The sequence below is a fragment of the Paenibacillus sp. FJAT-27812 genome (assembly GCF_001273905.1).
Taxonomy (GTDB): Bacteria; Bacillota; Bacilli; order Paenibacillales; family Paenibacillaceae; genus Pristimantibacillus.
The window spans coordinates 5851925-5872477 of sequence record NZ_LIGH01000001.1; the positions used below are offsets into that span (position 1 = coordinate 5851925).

The 20553-nt window shown below is 47.4% G+C and carries 17 protein-coding genes; 3 read left to right on the top strand and 14 right to left on the bottom strand.

All coding sequences use genetic code 11. The annotated features are described in order from the left end of the window. Window positions 1–115: 115 nt before the first annotated feature. From ADU23_RS24925 to ADU23_RS24960, 8 genes are all read right to left on the bottom strand, one after another. The gene (locus ADU23_RS24925; RefSeq protein ID WP_053376221.1) at window positions 116–1672 is read right to left on the bottom strand and encodes a response regulator transcription factor; all 1557 of its coding nucleotides are present in this window, start codon (window positions 1670–1672) and stop codon (window positions 116–118) included. After that, on the bottom strand, window positions 1665–3419 hold the full coding sequence (locus ADU23_RS24930) for a sensor histidine kinase (protein WP_053376222.1): 1755 nt from the start codon (window positions 3417–3419) through the stop codon (window positions 1665–1667). The genes ADU23_RS24925 and ADU23_RS24930 overlap by 8 nt, the downstream gene beginning before the upstream one ends. Before the next feature lie 109 nt (window positions 3420–3528). Further along, the gene (locus ADU23_RS24935; RefSeq protein ID WP_053376223.1) at window positions 3529–4545 is read right to left on the bottom strand and encodes an SAM-dependent methyltransferase; all 1017 of its coding nucleotides are present in this window, start codon (window positions 4543–4545) and stop codon (window positions 3529–3531) included. 1037 nt (window positions 4546–5582) lie between these two features. Then, window positions 5583–5915 carry a cyclic-phosphate processing receiver domain-containing protein gene (locus tag ADU23_RS24940; RefSeq protein ID WP_053376224.1) on the bottom strand — a complete coding sequence of 111 codons (333 nt, stop codon included), beginning with the start codon at window positions 5913–5915 and terminating at the stop codon, window positions 5583–5585. A 42-nt stretch (window positions 5916–5957) separates the two neighbouring features. Beyond that, a complete protein-coding gene (locus ADU23_RS24945) occupies window positions 5958–6773 on the bottom strand; it encodes an Fpg/Nei family DNA glycosylase (RefSeq protein WP_053376225.1) in 816 nt (271 codons plus the stop codon). A 39-nt stretch (window positions 6774–6812) separates the two neighbouring features. Beyond that, complete coding sequence (locus ADU23_RS24950; RefSeq protein ID WP_053376226.1) at window positions 6813–7625, bottom strand: TIGR01457 family HAD-type hydrolase; 813 nt, start codon at window positions 7623–7625, stop codon at window positions 6813–6815. A 138-nt stretch (window positions 7626–7763) separates the two neighbouring features. Beyond that, window positions 7764–9065, bottom strand: coding sequence for a ribonuclease H-like domain-containing protein (locus ADU23_RS24955; protein WP_053376227.1), 1302 nt, complete (start codon window positions 9063–9065; stop codon window positions 7764–7766). Window positions 9066–9175: 110 nt separating this feature from the next. After that, window positions 9176–11425 carry a DEAD/DEAH box helicase gene (locus ADU23_RS24960; protein ID WP_053376228.1) on the bottom strand — a complete coding sequence of 750 codons (2250 nt, stop codon included), beginning with the start codon at window positions 11423–11425 and terminating at the stop codon, window positions 9176–9178. Between the two features lie 230 nt (window positions 11426–11655). Here ADU23_RS24960 and ADU23_RS24965 point away from each other — a divergent pair, with 230 nt between their 5' ends. Further along, window positions 11656–11949 (top strand): autorepressor SdpR family transcription factor, encoded by a 294-nt coding sequence (locus ADU23_RS24965; protein WP_053376229.1) that lies wholly within the window; start codon window positions 11656–11658, stop codon window positions 11947–11949. Continuing rightward, window positions 11939–12550: an SdpI family protein gene (locus ADU23_RS24970; RefSeq protein WP_053376230.1), complete on the top strand. Its 612-nt coding sequence runs from the start codon at window positions 11939–11941 to the stop codon at window positions 12548–12550. Before ADU23_RS24965 ends, ADU23_RS24970 begins: the two co-directional genes overlap by 11 nt. A 96-nt stretch (window positions 12551–12646) precedes the next feature. Here ADU23_RS24970 and rnz read toward each other — a convergent pair whose 3' ends face one another. Both rnz and metH read right to left on the bottom strand, forming a co-directional pair. Further along, window positions 12647–13588 (bottom strand): ribonuclease Z, encoded by a 942-nt coding sequence (gene rnz / locus ADU23_RS24975; protein ID WP_053376231.1) that lies wholly within the window; start codon window positions 13586–13588, stop codon window positions 12647–12649. A gap of 113 nt (window positions 13589–13701) precedes the next feature. Next, window positions 13702–17142, bottom strand: a complete 3441-nt coding sequence (metH, locus tag ADU23_RS24980) for a methionine synthase (protein WP_053376232.1) — start codon at window positions 17140–17142, stop codon at window positions 13702–13704. 142 nt (window positions 17143–17284) lie between these two features. On the opposite strand from metH, the gene ADU23_RS24985 reads away from it, so the two are divergent. Further along, on the top strand, window positions 17285–17833 hold the full coding sequence (locus ADU23_RS24985) for a 1,2-dihydroxy-3-keto-5-methylthiopentene dioxygenase (RefSeq protein ID WP_053376233.1): 549 nt from the start codon (window positions 17285–17287) through the stop codon (window positions 17831–17833). A 74-nt stretch (window positions 17834–17907) separates the two neighbouring features. On the opposite strand, the gene ADU23_RS24990 is transcribed toward ADU23_RS24985, so the two are convergent. The 4 genes from ADU23_RS24990 to ADU23_RS25005 are packed head-to-tail and all read right to left on the bottom strand — an operon-like array spanning window position 17908 to window position 20483. Beyond that, complete coding sequence (locus ADU23_RS24990) at window positions 17908–18696, bottom strand: HAD family hydrolase (RefSeq protein ID WP_053376234.1); 789 nt, start codon at window positions 18694–18696, stop codon at window positions 17908–17910. A gap of 24 nt (window positions 18697–18720) precedes the next feature. Beyond that, the gene (locus ADU23_RS24995) at window positions 18721–19227 is read right to left on the bottom strand and encodes a hypothetical protein (protein ID WP_053376235.1); all 507 of its coding nucleotides are present in this window, start codon (window positions 19225–19227) and stop codon (window positions 18721–18723) included. A gap of 26 nt (window positions 19228–19253) precedes the next feature. Further along, window positions 19254–20243: an aldo/keto reductase gene (locus ADU23_RS25000; protein WP_053376236.1), complete on the bottom strand. Its 990-nt coding sequence runs from the start codon at window positions 20241–20243 to the stop codon at window positions 19254–19256. 45 nt (window positions 20244–20288) lie between these two features. After that, on the bottom strand, window positions 20289–20483 hold the full coding sequence (locus ADU23_RS25005; RefSeq protein WP_053376237.1) for a DUF896 domain-containing protein: 195 nt from the start codon (window positions 20481–20483) through the stop codon (window positions 20289–20291). Between the last annotated feature and the right edge of the window lie 70 nt (window positions 20484–20553).

A 20553-nucleotide genomic window follows, 5' to 3' on the forward strand; every position in this document is an offset into this window, starting at 1 on the left:
GTGTTACGCCCCTTCCAGACTCTTTAATGTTGTTTACAAGTTTTATTATAGGTCGTATGCCTTGTTGCCGGAATTCAAAAAACCGCTTTCTTTGTTAAAAAAACAGAGGTCGCCATTATGGCGACCTTTTATATTCCGATGGAGTAAAGCCGGTATGCTTTTTGAACACTTGACTAAAATATTGCGGGTTATCGCCAAAGCCAAACTTCTCGGCCAGCTCAAACACCTTCACATCGCCAGTTCTCTCGATTTCCTCCATCGCCTTGTCCATTCTTAAACGAACGACGTAATTGGAAAATTTCTCGCCAGTCTCCTTTTTGAACAGCTTGCCTAAATAATCGGCATTCATGTACAGAATCTCGCTGGCTACCCAGTTCAGTGATAATGCAGGATTCGAAATATGCTCCTCGATGACCAGAATCATTTTATGAATAATAGACGAGTGCTTCTTGGAATGGGTATGAAAATTGTTCAAGCATATTTTCTCCGCGTTTTCGGTGACGAACTGCTCTGTTGCCCGCAGCGTAGTAAATTGATCGAAGCTGGCGATTTTTTTCAAATAATCATTGATTTCCTCCGGCTTCCCTTGCCTAACTATGGAAATATAGAGCGGGATAACATACGATTTGGACAAATGCATATCCATTCGGCTGTCTGCCAGCAGTCTAAAATAGTTTTGCAACTCTGCGTGAACGAAAGACCAATCACCCGATTTCACATGCATGCTAAGCGGCTCTTCATCATAAAAGAATGGCTTAAGCGCGCTATCGTCTCCGCGTTCAACATCCTTCTGCGTAATGATGCTGCCCTCACCCAAATAAAACTGGTAGTTTAAGCATTCAAGCGTATCCCGGTACATTTTGCGGGCATGTATAATGGCTCCGGCATCGCTAACGGCAACCGTCGCATCCATCTTATAATAGGTCGAGAACGTTTTTTTAATCTCATTCAGCCATACAAATAATTGATCTGCTTCGGCAACCGCTTCAATCAACAGCAGCACATGTTTCCCGATCGTCGTGCTGAGAAGCACATTCGAGCTGCCGATTACGTCCTGCGCAATATTTTTGACTGCAAACATATGCTCAAATTCGAAATTCCCTTCGATTTGGAACAAAAGCAGCTGTACCTTATCATTCTCAATCGTTAGATGAAATAAATTTCCATAGTCATCCCAATCGCGCTGCCCATAAGTTTTATTCGTAACGAGCTCCTTCAAAAACTGCTCCTTCGCGTGAGGAAGCACCTTGGACAATTCCTTCTGGATATTCAGCATGAAGTTTTCCTTTGATTGCTCTTTCTCCAGCTCCGCTATGACTTCCGTTAATGCGTCCGTAATCGTATTCTCATTACAGGGCTTGAGCAAATAGTGCTTGACGCCATATTGCATAGCCGAGCGTGCATAATCAAATTCACTGAACCCAGACAATAAAATGAAGACGATGTGCGGATATCTCTCGTACACTTTCTCGACTAGCTGCAGCCCGTTCATGCCAGGCATTTTAATATCGGAAATGACAATGTCGGGCAGATTCGCTTCGATAAAAGCCATCGCCTCCAGCCCGTTGCGGGCAGTGCCGGCAAGCTCCGTATGAAATGCATTCCAATCCACCGTGCGCGATATGCCTTCTACGATAATTCGCTCGTCATCGACAAGCAGCACCTTATACATGGATATCCCTCATTTCGTAAGGAAGCATCAGCGTAACTCTCGTGCCACCGTTTGGTTCGCTATCAACAGAAAGCCCATAGGCTTCGCCGTATAAAAGCTTAATGCGGTCCTCGATATTTTTCAAGCCTAAGCCTGAGCCTTTTGTTTTCACTTGACCGCTAAGCAGCTGTGCAACAAATGACTCCTCCATGCCAGGACCGTTATCCTCGACCGAGATGTACAACAGCTTGTCCTCTACATAAGCATGAATGCTAATTTTGCACGTATCAATCATTTGCTCGAGCCCATAATTGATCGCATTCTCGACAAGCGGCTGCAGCGAAAGCTTCGGAATGCTGCAATAGAGCAGCTTCTCAGGCACGTCCACATGGAAATCCAGCCGTTCCTCGAATCGATATTTTTGGATCGTCACATAATGATTGATAATATCAAGCTCCTTGCTCAGCGGAATGAGCGGCTCCTTGAGATTGATGGAGGTTCTGAGCAGCGAGCCCAATGCTTCGACCATTTGCGAAATATGCGTCTGGTTGTTCAGCTTGGCCGACCAGTTGATCGACTCCAGCGTATTGTACAAAAAATGAGGGTTGATCTGCGCCTGAAGCGCCTTGAACTCCGTATCGCGAATCGTCAGCTGCTTCACGTAGTTCTCATGGATAAGCTCATTGATGCGCTCCACCATGATGCGAAAATTCCGATGCAATTGTCCGGCTTCATCCATCGCAAGCGGCCGCTCGTTCGGCTCTTCCGTATATTCGAAATTGCCGAGCTGCACCTTTTTCATTTTTGCATTCAACCGTTCAATCGGCTCCGTAATTCCTTTCGCGAAACTGACGGCTATAAAGAGAATGACGATGAACAATATCGCAAAAATGAGTATAATCGTATTCTTCACCTTCGCAACGCGTTCAAAAATATCATCAAAAGGAATGAGCGTATAGTAGGTCCAATCGGTATACGTTGATGCAATATACGTTACGAAGTATTGCTTGCCCTCAGAACGGATGACCTTATAACCTTCCTTGCCGGTTAACTCAGATAACTTATCGATCGGAAAAGCGGAGGCTTCCGGGTATACCGCTTCGTTATTTTTCATGATGATGAGCTGTGCGTCATTGCTGTTCATCCCCTTGGCAAGGTCGCGAAACAGCTTGTTCATATCGATGCGCAGCGCTAAAGTGCCAATATAATCTAGTTTCAGCTGCTGAAAGGATCTCACCTCACGCGCTGCAATTAAGGACTTATCGTTGCTGTAAGGCGCAATCCACGTGTTACCGCCCTTGTTCACCGCCGTTAATTTCTTATAAACGTCCAGACGGTCCTGATATACGGTTACCGAATTGGCGCCAACCGCATACTCATTGTCGTTCACGTCATACAGCTGGGCGGAGAGCACATATTTATCAAGCGCGCCGATGTTAACCATTCGTTCCTTCACCGTCAGTTGGACGACATAATTATCGTAATCAGACAAGCCGCTCTTGATCGATCTCAAATAGTTTTGAATGGTCGAATCCGTCGCGAGCATGAACGTCAGCTTCTCCATTTTCTTTAATTCGTTCTCGATGCTGATGGATGATAGGCTGAGCGCCTTAGAAGACTGTTTATAGATCTCCTGATCATAAAAATCAAAAGCATATTGCTGAATCACAATAGCAAGCACGGCAACGACAAGCATGATGACTGAGATCAGCACAAACATCTTGTGCTTGATCCGCAAATTCGTATAAAGCGCTTTCAAATTAGGCACTAAAAAAAGCCTCCTACCCACGATAAGATGGTTTCAGCTATTGTTGGCAAGCCCTTAAACTTCTGTTTGCACAAAAGAACGCCCTGCCTCGCGGCGAGGGCGGTTTGTGTTATTTTTTGATCAAATATAAAGTAATCTCTTCTCTATTATGAAACAATTGCTTCGCTTTTTGCAGCGAAAACTCCGTAGAAAGTCTGGAAATGACATCTCTAATCGTCTGAAGCGGTTTACGGTGCATGAGCTTAACCGTGATGATCGCTGCAGCGCCCTTCGCAAGGGCAGGCTCCAGATCAAGCACCAGCTTGCACATCAGCATCGGGCTCCAGCTCATATCGCAAACTAGCAAATCGAATGAGCTCGCATTAAATTTAACCTCCGAAGCGTTTCGTTTCAAATAGGTTAAAGTCGGATAAGCCATAAGCGATGGATGAAGCTCAGCAGGATCAACTGCGGTGACCCGCAAGCCGCGCTCCAGCAAAAGTGAAGTCCAGCCGCCCGGCGCAGCGCCTACATCAAGCGCATTCTGGTAGCCGGCGTAGTTGAGCCCAAATTCACGTTCTGCTTCAAGCAGCTTGAATTTGGCGCGGGATACTTGTCCTTCTTCTCTCTGGAAGCGTACCGCCCCGCCCGGCCAATCCGACAGCATGTCCGATGGCGCGCCAAAGCCGATATAAAGCTGATTGACTGCGGCATAGATCGCAATAATGACCTCTGGCTGCTGAACAACCGTCTCGGCACCGATCTCATCCAGTACCGCATCAAGCACCGCTTTCGTATCGGCAGCGGAATAAACAAACTCCGATTTTGAAGCGCGTCTAATGTGTACGGCAACTCGTTTATTTTCAAAGGTCAGCACGGCATTGCGCACCATATCCGACAATTGCTCTAAATCATTGGCATTACCGGTAATTTCGATCGTCCGGTCCACCGGCTGCACATGCCGCAAAAAGATCGGCTCCTGCTGCAAAATCGCCAGCAGCGTCTCTTCCCGAGACTGCGGACTCGTCATCAGGAACACTTCTCCTGCCGCAAGCTGCGTAAAGGCTACACCCTCGATCAATCTGCGAAGCTCTTCCATCGCATAAGGTGCATAAGTTTGATTGGCTGTTCCGATCCATTGACTCACGTAGCATAAACCTCTTTCATATGTGAATTACCCTGGGGAAGGTCCCTTGGAGGAACCTTTTTACCCCCTGCCCCTTAAAGGGATTTTAAACCCCAAGCCCCTAAAGGGAGTTAATACCCCGAGCACTAAAGGGAGTTAGTACCCCGAGCCCTAAAGGGAGTTTAAAAACCAAACCTGTAAAGGTTATTCCAAACCCAACCCTAAAGGGCTTACAACCAAACTTAAAAGCTTTTCGATCCCTCCCAAACCCTCCCTTCCAAGGGAGGGCCCCAAGGACTGCGTCCTCTGGACACCTGCAATTGGACTAACGTCGGAGCTAAAGAGGTGCTCGCGAGATACGTCGACGGAAGGATCGCTTTCGTCCCTATCAGGACACGCTTGCAGGGTGTGCGCACGTGTTGCCTAAACGGCATAACACCTGAGTAACGTTGGATGATCTGAGACGCTTATAAGTTAGGTTGCGATAGGATCGCTTTCGTCCCTTTGGGACACGCTTACATTGGATGCGCTAGTGCGCATGGATTCCTTTGGTACTTACTTAACTTTTTTATTAAGCAATGAATGAGAGCATTACTTGTATTATAACCGAATTCGTCACATTTCGTGAAACTAAAACTGTAAACATAGTTTTACGAACTACGGTTAGCACCACGAAATGAGATTATTCGTTTTAAATCACATACCAGAAAGCGTGTCCTGAAAGGACGAAAGCGGTCCAACTTCCAAAATAGGCTTGTCCGCACTGTATCACCAACGTTTAACGGTTTAAGAGGTAACCCAAGTGCACCACATTGCAAGCGTGTCCCAATGGGACGAAAGCGTTCGATGCTCTCCCCCAACTCGCGAGCGCCTGACTGGCTTACACGTTAGTCCAGTTGCGGGTGTCCAGAGGGTGCAACCCTTGGGGCCCTCCCTTGGAAGGGAGGGTTTGGGTGGGTTCGAAAAGCCTTTAAAGGTTTGGTTTTAAGCCCTTAAGGGGTTGGGTTTTAAGCCCTTAAGGAGTTGGGTGTTAAACCCTCGAGGGTCTGGGTGAAAAATTACCGACCAGCTATTTTATTTAATAGCGCGTCCGTCATGGGACCATTGTGCAGCTTGGTCTCTGCTGGCGCGTTTGTTGATAACATATGGTACATTTGCATGCGTCCAGCCGCGCTTGAGGTGTGCAAGAAGATTTGCTCGGGGTAGCGACCTGTCTCTACGATATGGCGCACTACTTCGTAGCCTGTAGGCTGGGCCCATCCTAGATCGTAATCTAGTGATAGAATACCGATCGTCTCAAGGTCTAGCAGCTGCTTGCATTCTTCCGCATTGCTTGCCAGCACGAAGCCTTTTGGACATGTACGGTAATCATCTAAATACACATGAATCATGAATGAGTCCCCCGTTCAGCGTCAGATTCAAAGCTTCTTTATTCACTGATCCTTTTGGCAGTCTGAACAAACGAATGCTTTTCGGCCAGATACTTCAATTTTCTCGATCACACCGCCGCAGCGCGGACAGTTTTGACCCTCGCGTTCGTAGACTGAAAAATGGCTGCTATGACCGCCAGTCAAGCTGTCTCCCTCGGCAAAAGGCTGCTCTCCCGCTCCGCCCTGTGAAATCGCTTCCTTTAATACATTATGCATCATTTCGTATAGGCGTTCCCAAGTTTCGCGTTCGAACATCGGTATTTTTGCATCGGGACGCAGCGCCGCAGCATAGCATATTTCGTCTGAATAAACCGCGCCAATGCCTGAAATGACATTTTGGTCCATTAATGACGTTTTGATCGAACCGCGTTTTTTGGCAAAACGAGAGATGAATCGGTCGATCGTCAGTCTTTTGTCCAAAGCATCAGGCCCGAACCGTCCCAGCTTCTCCTCAACTTCCTTAACCGTCAATAGCTGCAGAGCATCCGCGCGCAGTCCAACGAAGTATAAAGAGACTGTGCCAAAATGCAGCTTCACCTGGGCAGCGCGTGCCGGCCCATCCGTCTCACTGCCTTTATACAAATAAGCCCCCTGCCCCAATTGAAGCAATAGGCGCTTGCCATTGTCCAAATGAAACAACAAAAACATTCCGCGTCTTTCAACAAACCAAATCACTTTGCCTGCGACATCTCGCTCAATTTGCTCTTCGCTAGCTTGGAAAGCTCTTACATTCGATATCTCGATACCGGTAATTTGAGCTCCCGCGAATTGCTCCGCTAATAACGCTCTATAAATGTCCAGTTCCGGCAGTTCCTGCATGAAGCTCGCTTCCTTCCTATGTTCTTCGCTTGCTTTGTCTTATATCTCTCTATGGTCAGAAATATACAAACGAAGGTTCTCTAAGTCATTGCAAATAATCGATGGCTTACAACCGGCTTGCTCTGAATAATAATCCAAATTTTCAGCCGTTGTGAGTCCCGTTAATACCAATATCGTGCCACAGCCTGCTGCCTCGCCAAATGCGATATCCGTAGCCATGTTGTCGCCAACTACCCATGTTTCATCAGCCTTTAATCCAATCTCTCGTAACGAATATCCCATAAGAATAGATGAGGGCTTGCCAATTAGAATGGGCTCCTTGCCACCGGCTGCCCTAAGCATGGCGCCTATGGAGCCTGCACCCGGAATGAGGCCATCGCTAGATGGCAGCAGCAAATCAGGATTCGTCAAAATGAAAGTGGCCCCGCCATGTATATAACGTACCGCCTTCGTTAACCGCTCATAAGTAAAGGAACGGTCAATCCCTTGGAGTACAAAATCCGGCTGCTCCTCCGTCAGCAATAAGCCTGCTTCTTGAACAGCCTTTCTAAGACCCGCTTCTCCGACTACAAAAACGGATGCCCCCGGCTTCAAACGTGAAATATGCTCAGCAGCCGCTTGTGCAGAGGTACATACTTCATCTGCCGCAGCAGGAATTCCCATTTTCAATAGTCTCTCGGCTACGTCTTCAGGCGTTGCCGATGAATTATTGGTTACAAACCGAAACGGAAGCTTTGTTTCCCTTAAATAAGTGATCAACGTGTCTGCACCATCAATGCGGTGGGTGCCGTGATAAAGCGTGCCGTCAAGGTCAATTAGCAATCCGCGCATTGCCGGTTGTTTTACTGTCATTGCGTAAGTCCTCTCAGGGCGCGAACGGCAGCTGTTGGAATCTGGTTGCTAAACTTACGTTCTCCATAATAAGATAAGCCATACCATTAACCAGCAGCCGCCTTTATTACGCCTCTTTCCTATATTAAGGTTACCCGTTTATTTCAATTGTTTTTCTGCCTTACGGCGAAGCCGCGTAATTCGATTGCGAAGCGCTTCAAGCTCCGCTCTTTTTTTGGTATCTCGGCGTATGAGCATCGATTGATTTAATGCGTGCTCGAACGCTAGGTTCGCGTGCCCGAGTGCTGATTCATAATCTTTGAGCTTATGCTCGTAATACATAGCAAGCTCGATGCTGGCTTCATGGGCTGCCGCACCAAAATGAGTCGAGGAATGAATAATAGCCTTCTGCCACAATAACACAGCACGAACCCAATTTCCAGCCTTCTTGTCGCGCTCAGCGAGCATGATAAGCGTAGATGGATTCGGCTGATCCTTTTTCATCGCTAGTTCAAACAACAGGTGAGGCAGCTCGGTTTTGCCCATGCGTTCCAGCCAAAGTCCCGTACGGACCATTTCCTCCGTTTCATCGGGCAAAGGGATATATTGTTCGATATTGCCGTTCAGCAGATGGCCAAACCGGATCGATAGGGCAGCAAGCGAGAGCATATCGATTTCATTATGGCGAAATACACCTTCAAGCGGAGCGGGATTGCCGTCCGACAAAAACTGAAAATACAGCTGTGGCGCAAGCGAGCCTGGCACATCGTCCTCGCGGTGGATGCCCAGCCTCTCCTCTTCGACATGGCTTAATTTGCAGGAGACAAGCGTATTTTTCCATAAAGACCTAGAAGGATGCAAAAAATCGAGATGTCTCGGCTCCCACATGCCGCGGCTAAGTCCATGCATAATAAAACGATTTTGGACGAGCGGCCAGTCGAAGGTTTTGCCGTTGTAGGTTGCAAGAAAAGTGAAATGCTGCAGCTTTTCCGCCAAATAGATCAGCATCGCCCTCTCTTCTGCCGGATGTCTGATCAACGTTTGCTCGATGACAAATTGACCTTTCGACATATAACCTATGCCGACCATGAACGGAATGTTACCCGCTCCTACGCCAAGGCCTGTCGTTTCCAAATCAAGATACAGAATTTGCTCACCCGACGTTTCACGCAGCGGATGGAACGAAGACAATCCCGGCGCCGCCTCAATCAGCTCTTCGATCGCATGATGACCGTGGCGATGGTTGATTGGATAAACGATTTTCCGAAGCAGAAAGCTGCCCGTTTCGTTCGTCAACAGCTTTACGTCGAATGTCTCCCACACGGGTGACAGCTGCTCTTCTTCCTCCCCAAGAGAAACCTCGTTATAATCCTCGCTCACAGCGGGCGTTGCTTCACTCTGCTTGTCCTTCTCCGTGCTTTCTCCGCGCAGCCGATTCATACGCTCTCTCATGCTGCTCATCGTTTAACCCCCGCTTCTGTCTTAAGCTCCAGCGCTGCTGCTATTGCCGTTTTCGATATTTTCACATATGCAAAACATACTTCAATTATAAGCTCTAAATCGCACACGAATTAAAACTGATCCAAAAGCTGAATACTTCTGTGCTTCCCATTGATTCCTTCTATCTCCGAGCCTATGCATGCCGGGCATCCATCCTTGCAAGAACACTTTTGTATTAGATTTTTTGCTGCGTTTTTGATTTCGTCGAATCGTTTGTAAACATCCTCAGCGAGTCCAATTCCTCCTGGATAATGGTCATAGAGAAAGACGGTCGGCAGTCCGGTATGCGCCGCTTTAATTTGGGATACGACATGCATGTCGTTTCGATCGCACATGACCATTACAGGCGCAATATGCCGCATGACGTTCGCGATGCCAAGCAGCAGCTGTTCCAACGTTTTCTCCCCAATTTCAGGGTCCACTTGTTTTAATTCCATCCAGGCAGCACTGGTATGTAATTCTTCTTCGGGAAGATGGATAGGGCCAGAGCCGATATTTTCTCCGCTGGTCAATTTGATTTTTTTGAAAATAGTTGGGATAGCGTTTATCGCGACGTCTCCAAAATTTAACGATGTATGGCTTCTTTCCGTTACCTTATCTATCTGCAAAACCTTTAAGTTTACGGCTAGGTTGGCATCCGTGTAATATTCAACATCCACTTCCCGCACATAAGCCTTCTTATGCTCCCAGTCCAGCTTTTCAACTTGGAATTGAACGCCTTCATGCAAGTAGATCGCTTCGTCGTGCAAAAGAGTCATCGCGCTGAATCGGTCCATTTCGCCAATGATTTTAACGTCAGCTGTATTTGATTGATCGATAATGACCACGTTTTCTTGTGATGCGGAACGCAAGCTAATGTTGCTCGCCGGGAAGGACTGATTGGCCCAATAAAACGTTTCTCCGTTCCGGTGCAAGATTCGTTCTTCCACTAAATATTCCATGATTTCAACGACATCCACAGGTCCGAACTGCTCCGTAGCTTTGAATGGAAGCTCATACGCCGCGCAGCGGAGATGGTCCACTAGAATAAGCAGGTTCTCCGGATTGATACGAGCTGCTTCCGGGTTGCGGTCAAAAAAGTAGTCGGGATTTTGCACGATATGCTGGTCAATGGGTGTCGAGCTGGCTACCATCAAAATAAGCGCCTCGCCGTGTCTGCGTCCCGCTCTGCCTGCTTGCTGCCAGGTGCTGGCTACGCTGCCAGGATAACCGGTCATGACGCATACCTGCAGCTGCCCTATATCTACGCCAAGCTCAAGCGCATTCGTACTGACTACGCCAAGAATATCGCCGGCCCGCAGCCCCTTTTCAATCTCGCGCCGCTGATTCGGTAAATAACCGCCCCGGTAGCCCCGTATTGATTTGGCGCCGATCTGATTTTTAACAAGCTCTTGAATGTGGCTGAGAATAAGCTCTACGCGCACGCGGCTTCTTGCGAAAATGATCGTTTGGATTTTATTTTTCAGAAACTCGGTAGCCAGATGGTTTACCTCGACTGTTGCGCTCTTTCTAATATTGAGAGGCTGGTTCACGATTGGCGGATTGTAGAAAACAAAATGTTTTCTCCCTCTAGGCGCCCCATTATCATCAATAAGCCGCATAGGCTCACCAGTTAACTGCTCAGCTAACTCCTTCGGATTGGCAATCGTTGCAGACGTACATATAAATGTAGGGTTGCTCCCGTAAAAAAGGCATATCCGTTTCAATCTCCGCAGGACGTTGGCAACATGGCTGCCAAATACGCCCCGATACGTGTGAAGCTCGTCAATGACGATATATTTTAAATTTTCAAATAGGCTTACCCATTTCGTATGGTGCGGTAAAATGCCCGAATGCAGCATGTCCGGATTCGTGATGACAATATGACCGGCTTTCCTTACTTTCTGGCGTATCGCAGGCGACGTGTCCCCGTCATACGTAAAGCTTTTGATATCAATGCCCATCTCATCTACGATTTCGGTTAATTCGCTTTTTTGGTCCTGCGACAATGCTTTAGTTGGAAAAAGATATAACGCTCTGCTCGTATCGTCTGCCGCAATCGCCTGCAGCACCGGCAGGTTGTAGCACATCGTTTTTCCGGATGCCGTTGGCGTAACCGCTACAATGTTTTCACCCTTCTCAACAGCCATGTAAGCGGAATACTGGTGAGAATAGAGCTGCTCTATGCCGCGCCTTGCAAGCGCATCGGCTATTCTGGAATCTACTGTGTTTGGTATAGGTTTATATTTGGCATCCTGCGGTTCGATTTCATGCCAATTCACGATATTTTCATTGCCCCGCAGATCCTGAATTAATTCTGCTAGCGTCTTCTTTTTGAACATGGCGTACTCACCTCTTTATACCTACATTTTAGCGAATATTTGTTCGATTGACTAGATAGGGAGAATCGCTGGAAAACACTTGCTATGATAAACCCATTTTGTGGGCATCATTAGTGATCCCCTCAAATTGACAGTGTCGTTTGGAACCGTTATAGTTATGTAAAATTATATTTAGATAGTTACCTAAATCTCTAACCCATATATAGGTTAAACTGGGAAGGAAGACGTTAATGTCCATCAATCTTGCTTTCAAAGCACTGTCTGACCCGACAAGGCGTATCATATTGGAGTTATTGCGCGAGCGGGATTTGACTGCCGGGGAGATCGCGGATCATTTCCAAATGTCAAAACCTAGCATTTCCCATCATCTTAGCTTGCTCAAACAGGCTGAGCTCGTATCGGATGAGCGTAAAGGCCAGCATATTTATTATTCCCTCAACTCTACCGTTTTCCAAGATTTATTAAAATGGTTCGTCTCCTTTCAGCAATCAGATACGGGGGGAATGAAGAGGAATGAAATCTAGCATCTTATCTTGGATCATCGTTGCCATCGCCCTAACCGGAAGCATCGTTACGTATCCTGACATGCCGGAGCAAATGGCCATCCACTGGAATGTCAGCAATGAAGTCAACGGATTTGCACACAAAGCATTTGCACTCTTACTGCTTCCTGCATTAATGGTTATCTTAATCGTCGTCCTTCCCAGAAAACAAAACTATATTAAACATAAATCGAGCATTTTGATCGTGCAAAATGTAACGCTACTCTGCCTGTTAGTGCTGCACAGCGTAACGATAGCGTTTGGCTACGGCGTAGACTTCAACATTGCAATGGTTATACTGCCTATGGTTGGTGTTATCTTGACGCTAACGGGATGGCATATGCCGCAATTTCAGCCCAACAGCTTTATCGGAATAAAAACGAATTACACGCTTGCAAACGAAAGCAATTGGAAAAAAACGCATAAGTCCGCAGCCAAATATTATGTATTGGGCGGCTTGCTGATGATTGCTGCTGCGTTCGTTCCTCCCCTTCTTCAGACGATCCTCTTCTTCGGAATTATCGTCACGATTGTGCTCGCATCCGTTTACTTGTCGTTTCATTTTGGCAAGGATAACAAGTGAATTTTGAACTGCTATCACATATACGCCAAACAAGCCTTAGAAGAGATTCTAAGGCTTGTTTTTGTTTTATTATTTTCAAAAATAGTCTAACGGCTCCTATTCGCTTAGAACGCCTCGAGCAATTTCGATTTGAAGCAAATCCGTTGCCGCTATTGCATTTGGAAAATACGCCGCTGCCTCCGCCTCTAATTGGCTAAGATCCTCGTTGCTGTACCGCCCGCTAAAATGAGTCATGACGAGCTGCTTCGCTCCTGCTTTTGCAGCTGTTGCCGCTGCCTCTGCCGTTGTACAATGCCCGAATTCATGCGCTTTCTCTTCCAATCCTGCTGCAAACGTAGCTTCATGTACCAGCAAATCAGCGCCGATTGCCAGCTTCAAAGCGTTATCGCACGGCTTCGTGTCTCCAAGTATGGTTATCACTCTGCCCATATGGGAAGGTCCCGTTACGTCCTCAGGCTTTACGATTGCGCCGCTGGGCGATGTAACGGGCTGCCCTTGCTTTAACTTCCCGTAAAGCGGGCCTGCTTCCAGTCCAAGCTCCTTCAGCTTATGTACAAGCAGCTTGCCCGGCTGCTCACGCTCCGTAACACGGTAACCAAAGCTAATGACGCGATGCTCGAGCAATCCCACCTCAACCTGGAAACGATCATCCTCATAAATAAAGCCTTCATCGCCTGACAACTCATGAATAACCAGTTCATAGTCCAACTGGGTAGCGCTTATTGAAAATATCGTATCAATAAAACTTTTGATCCCAATAGGACCGTAAAGCTGGACAGGCGACACTCCCCCATCGAACGAGCGGCTGCTGAGCAAGCCTGGCAATCCGTAAATATGATCGCCATGCAAATGGGTGATAAATACAGCCTCCATCTTATTTAGCTTAAGCGGGGTTCGCATAAGTTGGTGCTGCGTCGCTTCGCCGGCATCAAACAACCACCAGCTGCAGCGCGGCTCAGGATGCTGAAGCGCAGCAGCCGTTACATTTCGATATTTGGAAGGCCTGCCTGCACCCGTTCCCAAAAACCACATATTCATATCCTCGACCACCTCACGATTCGCAGCAGCTTTTTTTTGCGCGCTGAATGGAAACGAAGAGCCCTCTCCAGCTCGTTTGACCGAACGCTAAAGGGCTCTTTCATCATTATAAACTATAGTTTCTCTACGTTAAAATATTGCGCTTCCGGATGGGCAAATACCATCGCAGATACGGAAGCCTCCGGCTCCATCATGCAGCCTTCCGTCAATTCAACGCCAATATCCTGCGGTCTCATCAAATCGAACAACGGCTCTTGATCCTCCAGATTCGGACAAGCCGGGTAACCGAAGGATACGCGAATACCTTGGTACCGGGCGCCGTGACGCTGCTTCATCGTCATTTCCGCCGGATCTGGATAGCCGCAAATGTCACGCATAATATGGTGGGCGCGCTCCGCCATCCCTTCCGCTACTTCTAGCGCTACCGATTGCAGCGCATGCGACCGCAAATAATCGCCGTTATCCTTCCATTCGTTCGCTAGCTCACGAATGCCGTGGCCAGCCGTTACGACTAGGAAACCGACATAATCCATCACGCCGCTGTCCACTGATTTCAAGAAATCGGCTAGGCAGAGGTAAGGCTCAACCTGCTGGCGCGGGAAGGTGAACCGTTTGATCTCCTGCAAAGGATCTACCGGGTTGTAAATAATAACGTCGTTGCCCGATGACTGTGCCGGGAAGAAGCGATACATCCCGTGCGTTTTCACGATGCCTTCAGAAGTTCCCTTTTGCAAAATATCATCGACTGTCGCTTTCAGCTGCAGCGCTTTTTCATTGCCTTCTTTGAGCAAATTATCGACATTGCCCTTAAGCCCAAGGTGATGGCCAAGCAGCATCTGCATATTCACATATGGAATGACATGCGGAAGCGGCACATCACGCAGCACGTGACGGTCCAGATCCGGTGGCGTGAATACAGGCGCATCCGGAGAAATTTTGGAACGGACGGCCCGCGTTAATTGCGGCAACGGTTTCTTTTCTTCCTCATCGGCACCGCCGGAAGCTTTGTACGCGGCCATCTCATCTTCAAGCCTTGAGCGATGCTCAGGGTCCATCAGCTTGTTCGCAATATCGAGGCCGTCCATTGCATCCTTCGCATAAAGGACAAGGCCGTCATATTCAGGTCCGATTCTTGTTTTCGTAAACTTCCGCGTCAGCGCAGCGCCGCCGACAAGGATAGGCGCATCAATGCCTGCTGTACGCAAATCCTGTGCGGTAATAACCATTTGCTGAGCAGATTTGACGAGCAAGCCCGACAATCCGATCGCGTCGACTTTCTCGTTGCGATAAGCCTCAATGAGCTGCTCAGGCGGTACTTTTATGCCTAGATTTATAATTTTGTAACCGTTATTCGATAAAATAATTTCAACTAAGTTTTTGCCGATATCATGGACATCGCCCTTTACCGTTGCCAAAATAATTTTACCTTTGACGGACGATTCGTTTTTCTCCATGAAGCTCTCAAGGTAGTTAACGGATGCTTTCATCACCTCAGCGCTTTGCAGCACCTCTGCTACGATTAGCTCATTGCCGTTGAATAAACGGCCAACCTCTTCCATTCCGCGCATAAGCGGTCCGTTGATGACGTCCATCGCGGAGTACTTCTTGAGCGCTTCGTCAAGGTCAGGAATAAGCCCTTCCTTTGTACCTTCTACAACGTATGAGCCAAGACGCTCCTCCAGCGTAAGATTTGAGATTTTTTCCTTCTTCTCAACCTTCTTGTCACGGAAAGCAGCAACAAAGGCAGCCAGCGTCTCGTCTGTCGTGTTGTAAATGAGATCCTCTGCCAAGCGGCGCTCCTCATCGGGAATCGAAGCATAACGCTCCAGCTTCTCCGTGTTCACGATCGCATAGTCAAGACCCGCTTTCGTTGCATGATACAAGTACACGGAGTTAAGAACCTCACGTCCAGCATCCGGCAAACCGAAGGAAATGTTGCTGAGCCCTAGAATCGTTTTGGCGAGCGGGAACTTCTCCTTGATCATCCGAATCCCTTCAAGCGTCTCAACGGCAGAACCGATGTATTGCGGATCGCCAGAGCCGACAGGGAACATATTCGGGTCAAAAATAATATCCTCTGGATTCATCTTATATTTCTGTGTCAGCAGGTTATAGGATCGCTCCGCAACCTCCATCTTCGCTTCGCGCGTCACGGCTTGGCCGCGCTCGTCGATAAGGATCATAACGACTGCGGCGCCATACCGGTGGATCAACGGCAAAATTTGCTCGAACTTCGATTCTCCGTCCTCAAGGTTAATGGAGTTTATGATCGCTTTGCCTTGGGAATATTTTAACCCGAGCTCAATAATATGATCATAAGTGGAATCGAGCATGAGCGGCGCTTTGATCTTCTTCACGACCTGAGGCAAAAATTGATGGACTGCATAAGCCTCATCGATATCGGTATCCTGCAAGTTAATATCAATCACATGCGCGCCGCCTTTTACCTGCGCTCTTGCGATTTCAGAAGCTTCATCAAACTTCTCTTCCTTGAGAAGACGTTTGAATTTGCGCGAACCGGATATATTGGTTCGTTCCCCGATCATGATCGGGCGATTTTCCGGCTCGATAAATACAGTCTCTATGCCGGATACGGCATTTGGATGAGACCCCATCTTCGTCCTCGGCTCATAAGCAGCCATCGTCTCCGCCATAACCCTTATATGCTCAGGTGTCGTTCCGCAGCAGCCGCCGGCAATATTCAACCAGCCCTGCTCAGCGAATGCCGACATTTTTTTGGCAAGCGATTCCGGAGATTCATGATAATGTCCGTTCTCATCCGGCAAGCCGGCATTCGGATAACAGCTGATCGCAGCGTTTGCGATTTCACTTAGCGTCCGAAGGTGATCACGCATAAACTCCGGGCCCGTTGCGCAGTTCAGTCCAATCGAGATAGGCTTCAAATGCTCTAGCGAAATGTAAAACGATTCGATCGTTTGTCCGGCAAGCGTCGTTCCCATCGGCTCAATCGTCCCGGAGATCATGATCGGAAGCTCTTTGCCGAGCTTGTCGAACGCATTGCGAATGCCGATGCTCCCTGCCTTTACATTAAGCGTATCCTGGGAGGTTTCGAGCAAGAGCGCATCTACGTCTGCTTCAATCAAAGCAAGCGCTTGCTCATAATAGCTCTCAACAAGCTCATCAAACGTTACGCCGCCCGTTACCGACAGCGTTTTCGTTGTAGGCCCAAGTGCGCCGGCTACATAACGAGGCTTGTCAGGCGTGCTGTATTTGTCACAGGCATCACGTGCTAGTTTGGCGGCAGCCAAATTGATTTCTCTCGCTTTTTCGGGAATATCGTAATCCGCCAAAACAACGCTTGTCGCGCCAAACGTATTCGTTTCCAAAATATCCGCGCCTGCTTCTAAATATTGCTCGTGAATCGATTGTATAACATCAGGACGAGTCAGAACGAGCATTTCATTACAGCCATCCAGCTCTGCTCCGCCAAAATCATCCTCATTTAAATTCGCTTGCTGAATCATTGTACCCATCGCGCCGTCCAAAATGAGTATGCGCTCCTGAAGCATTTGTTGTATGGTCGGTTTCGACAATTTACTACACCCTTCCCAAAATCATTAACCCATAGTTTATCAGAATACCTTTTATGTGAAAAGGTAAATCCATCGACAATCGATTTAAATTGATTTATAATAATTATATCATTTTATTTCTATAGGAAAAGAGGGAATGTTCATGGCTGAAATTAGAATTCGCAATACAGAGGAACGGATTCAAGGTGAAGAGGCTGTCCGTGCATTTCTAGAAAACCAAGAGGTGCTTTACGAGCATTGGAACCCAGCTAAGCTGGAAGAAGGCTTACAACAAAAATTTGTTCTCTCCGATGAAGAGAAGCAGCAAATATTAGCGACTTATGACGACGAAATCCAGGACTTGGCTGCTCGTCGCGGCTATAAAACATGGGATATCATCGCATTGTCCGATGCTACGCCTAACCTTGATGAGCTTCTAAAAAAATTCGAAAACGTTCATACCCATACGGAAGATGAAGTTCGTGCAATTACTGCTGGACGCGGCATCTTCATTATCAAAGGTACGGATGATGTTGGTTATTTTGACGTTGAACTCGAAGCTGGCGACGTGATTTCCGTACCGGAATACAAGCCGCATTTCTTCACGCTAATGGACAACCGTCAAATCGTAGCTGTTCGCCTATTCATCGAAACAGAAGGCTGGATTGCTCATCCATTTGCTGACGAGAAGTTCGCAGGAAGCAAAGCGTAAAACTTATTTTAACATAATGCAAGCCCCTCGTTAGCAGCTAAAGCTGCATACGAGGGGCTTTTTGTTGCTATTATTTAAGAGCCTAGCAGCTGCAGCAGCTCTTCTAAATGCTTAATTTCATGGGTAGGAACGATTTCGTCCGTGCGTACAGCGCCGTGGCGATTGATCCAAACCGAGGTCATGCCTATCGTATTCGCACCGAGAATATCCGTCGTGAGTTTATCGCCCACCATTATGCCGTGATCCTCTTCGACGCCGAGACGCTCAAGCGCGTGCTTAAAGATAGAAGCGGCTGGTTTGCCCTGACCGAATTCACCCGAAATTATAATATGATCGAAATAAGGAATCAGTTCCGGTACGCCAGCAAGCTTTTCCCGCTGCAAATCAGGAGATCCGTTCGTCAGCAAAAGCAGCTTGTACTTTCCTTTGAGTGCGTCTAGAACACGGAACGTTTCTTCATATACGATAGGACGTGCGCGACGTTCAGCAGGAAATTGCTCGGCAAGCCTCGCGCCTAGCTCTTCATCATCTACGCCAAGTGCTTTCAGGCCTTGTGTCCAAGCCGCTTTACGATAGCCGGGAGCGAGGCTCTCAAGCTTACGGAATTCCTCTTGCTCGCCTTCGCGAAAAGGCGCCCAAAGTCCTTCAAACGGGTTGATTCCGATCATCTTCGTAAAAGGAAATGTTTCATACGATTCATAAAGGGCTCTCGCTTCACGGCGAACCGATTCCTCGAGCTCTGCAGGATCTACGCCTGTCGCATCCGCTGCCGCTTGGCATGTAGCTTCAAACGCTTCCTTTACGCTGCGGTCATCCCACAGCAATGTGTCGTCCAAATCAAATAATACTGCTTGTTTAGCCATCGTTGTTCGAACTCTCCTGCCTATTTATTTTTGCGAGAAAGAAATGCCGTTTGCTTGTGCGAAGACTTTCAGCTTATCGCCGATTTCTTCGGTAGGGAAACGGTTAGTCAATTTTGAGAACACCCAGTTGCCGCCTTTGTGCTGCTCCACGATCACATAACCCTTTTGAACGCTAATGCCTTTAATGTTGGACGCAGGAATGCGTTTATCCCCTGTCAGACGGCGAGACTGAACAAAGTCTTTGCCAATCGTAATATAAGGCCTGCGGAAGAAAAACAGTGCCGCAAGCAAAATATAACAGCCTACCGTGATCCAAAACATCGTGTCCATTTTAAACTGTGTTGAGCTTTGCATCAAAATGACGTACATGCCGATAAACAAAATCAATAAGATAGGTGCAATATAATTGCGCCCAACGATTTTCTCCGATTTCTCAGCATTAAATACGATTTGACCATTGCCTTGCTTCTTGCGTTGTTTGTTCACAACATTCATATTTTTGCGCACTTTGCGCTCCCAGGAACGTGACAAGCTGATTCTCCTCCTAATTGTTAACGCTATTCGAATGGTCTGCGGAACTTCTCAATGAAGCGATTCGGATAATCATCCGGCAATGCGCTAATTTGCTCCAAACGGTTCCACACTTCGCTTGGCATCTCCCAGCCGATAGACCCCATGTTATCCTCAAATTGTTCTAGCTTACTCGCACCGAATATCGGTGAAGTAATGCCTTCACGCTGAATAAGCCAGCGGAGAGCAACTTGAGCAGGCGATTTGTCCTGTTCCTTAGCCGCTTCAAGCAGAGCATCGAGAATGAGAAAATTTTTGTCTAGAGCCCGGTTAACCCATGCGCTCTCTCCGACCTTTGAGGTCAAGCGCCCCTCTGTCGGCTCTTCTCTGTTGTAGCGTCCCGTTAGGAAGCCGCCGCCTATTGGAGCCCAAGGAATGATGCCTACTTTCTCCTCTAAGCATAACGAGAGCATTTCGCGGTCCATTTGTCTGCTCACTAAGCTGTATTGGGGCTGAATGGACACAAATCGCACATAACGGTTAACATCGCTAACCGCAAGTGACTTCATCAGCTGCCACGCAAAAAAGTTAGAGCATCCTATGTATCGAACTTTGCCGGAAGTAACGAGATCATCAAGCGTACGGAGCGTTTCTTCAATTGGCGTAGCATGATCCCAAACATGGACCTGGTACAAATCAATATAATCGGTTTCAAGACGTTTCAGACTTGCATCAACGCCATCCATTATATGCTTGCGAGACAAACCTACCCCGTTTATATTGGCGGATGTGGTCATACGCACCTTTGTAGCAAGGACGATGTCTGATCGTTTGTTTTTGATGGCTTTGCCGACAATCTCCTCGGAACGGCCGCTTACATAAACGTCGGCCGTATCGAGAAAATTGCCCCCGCGATCTACAAAACGATCAATCATGTCGATTGAATCCTCTTCACTTGTCGTATTGCCAAATGTCATCGTTCCCAAACATAGCTCGGATACAGCCAGTCCACTTTTTCCTAACAGATTATATTTCATCTAAATACCCTCCCATGGCTATTAAATGAGTATGACTGTCGTTGGTTAGTGCTTGATGTTTTTGTCGCTGTCATCCACAATTTCAATCGTTTCCAGCTGCTGGCGAAAATTGTTTTTGAAGTTGGTCAAATATTGCTTGCGCAGTTCATCTCTTTCAGCCATTTCTTCATCGGTTAAGCCTACCGATTTATTTTTACGAGCTAGCTCGTTAATACGTTCAATTATTTTCGAAAATTCCATTACTTGCTCTACTCCTCTCATGATGAAAAAACCTCTACACTATACTTTGACATTTTCAACGTTCAATTGT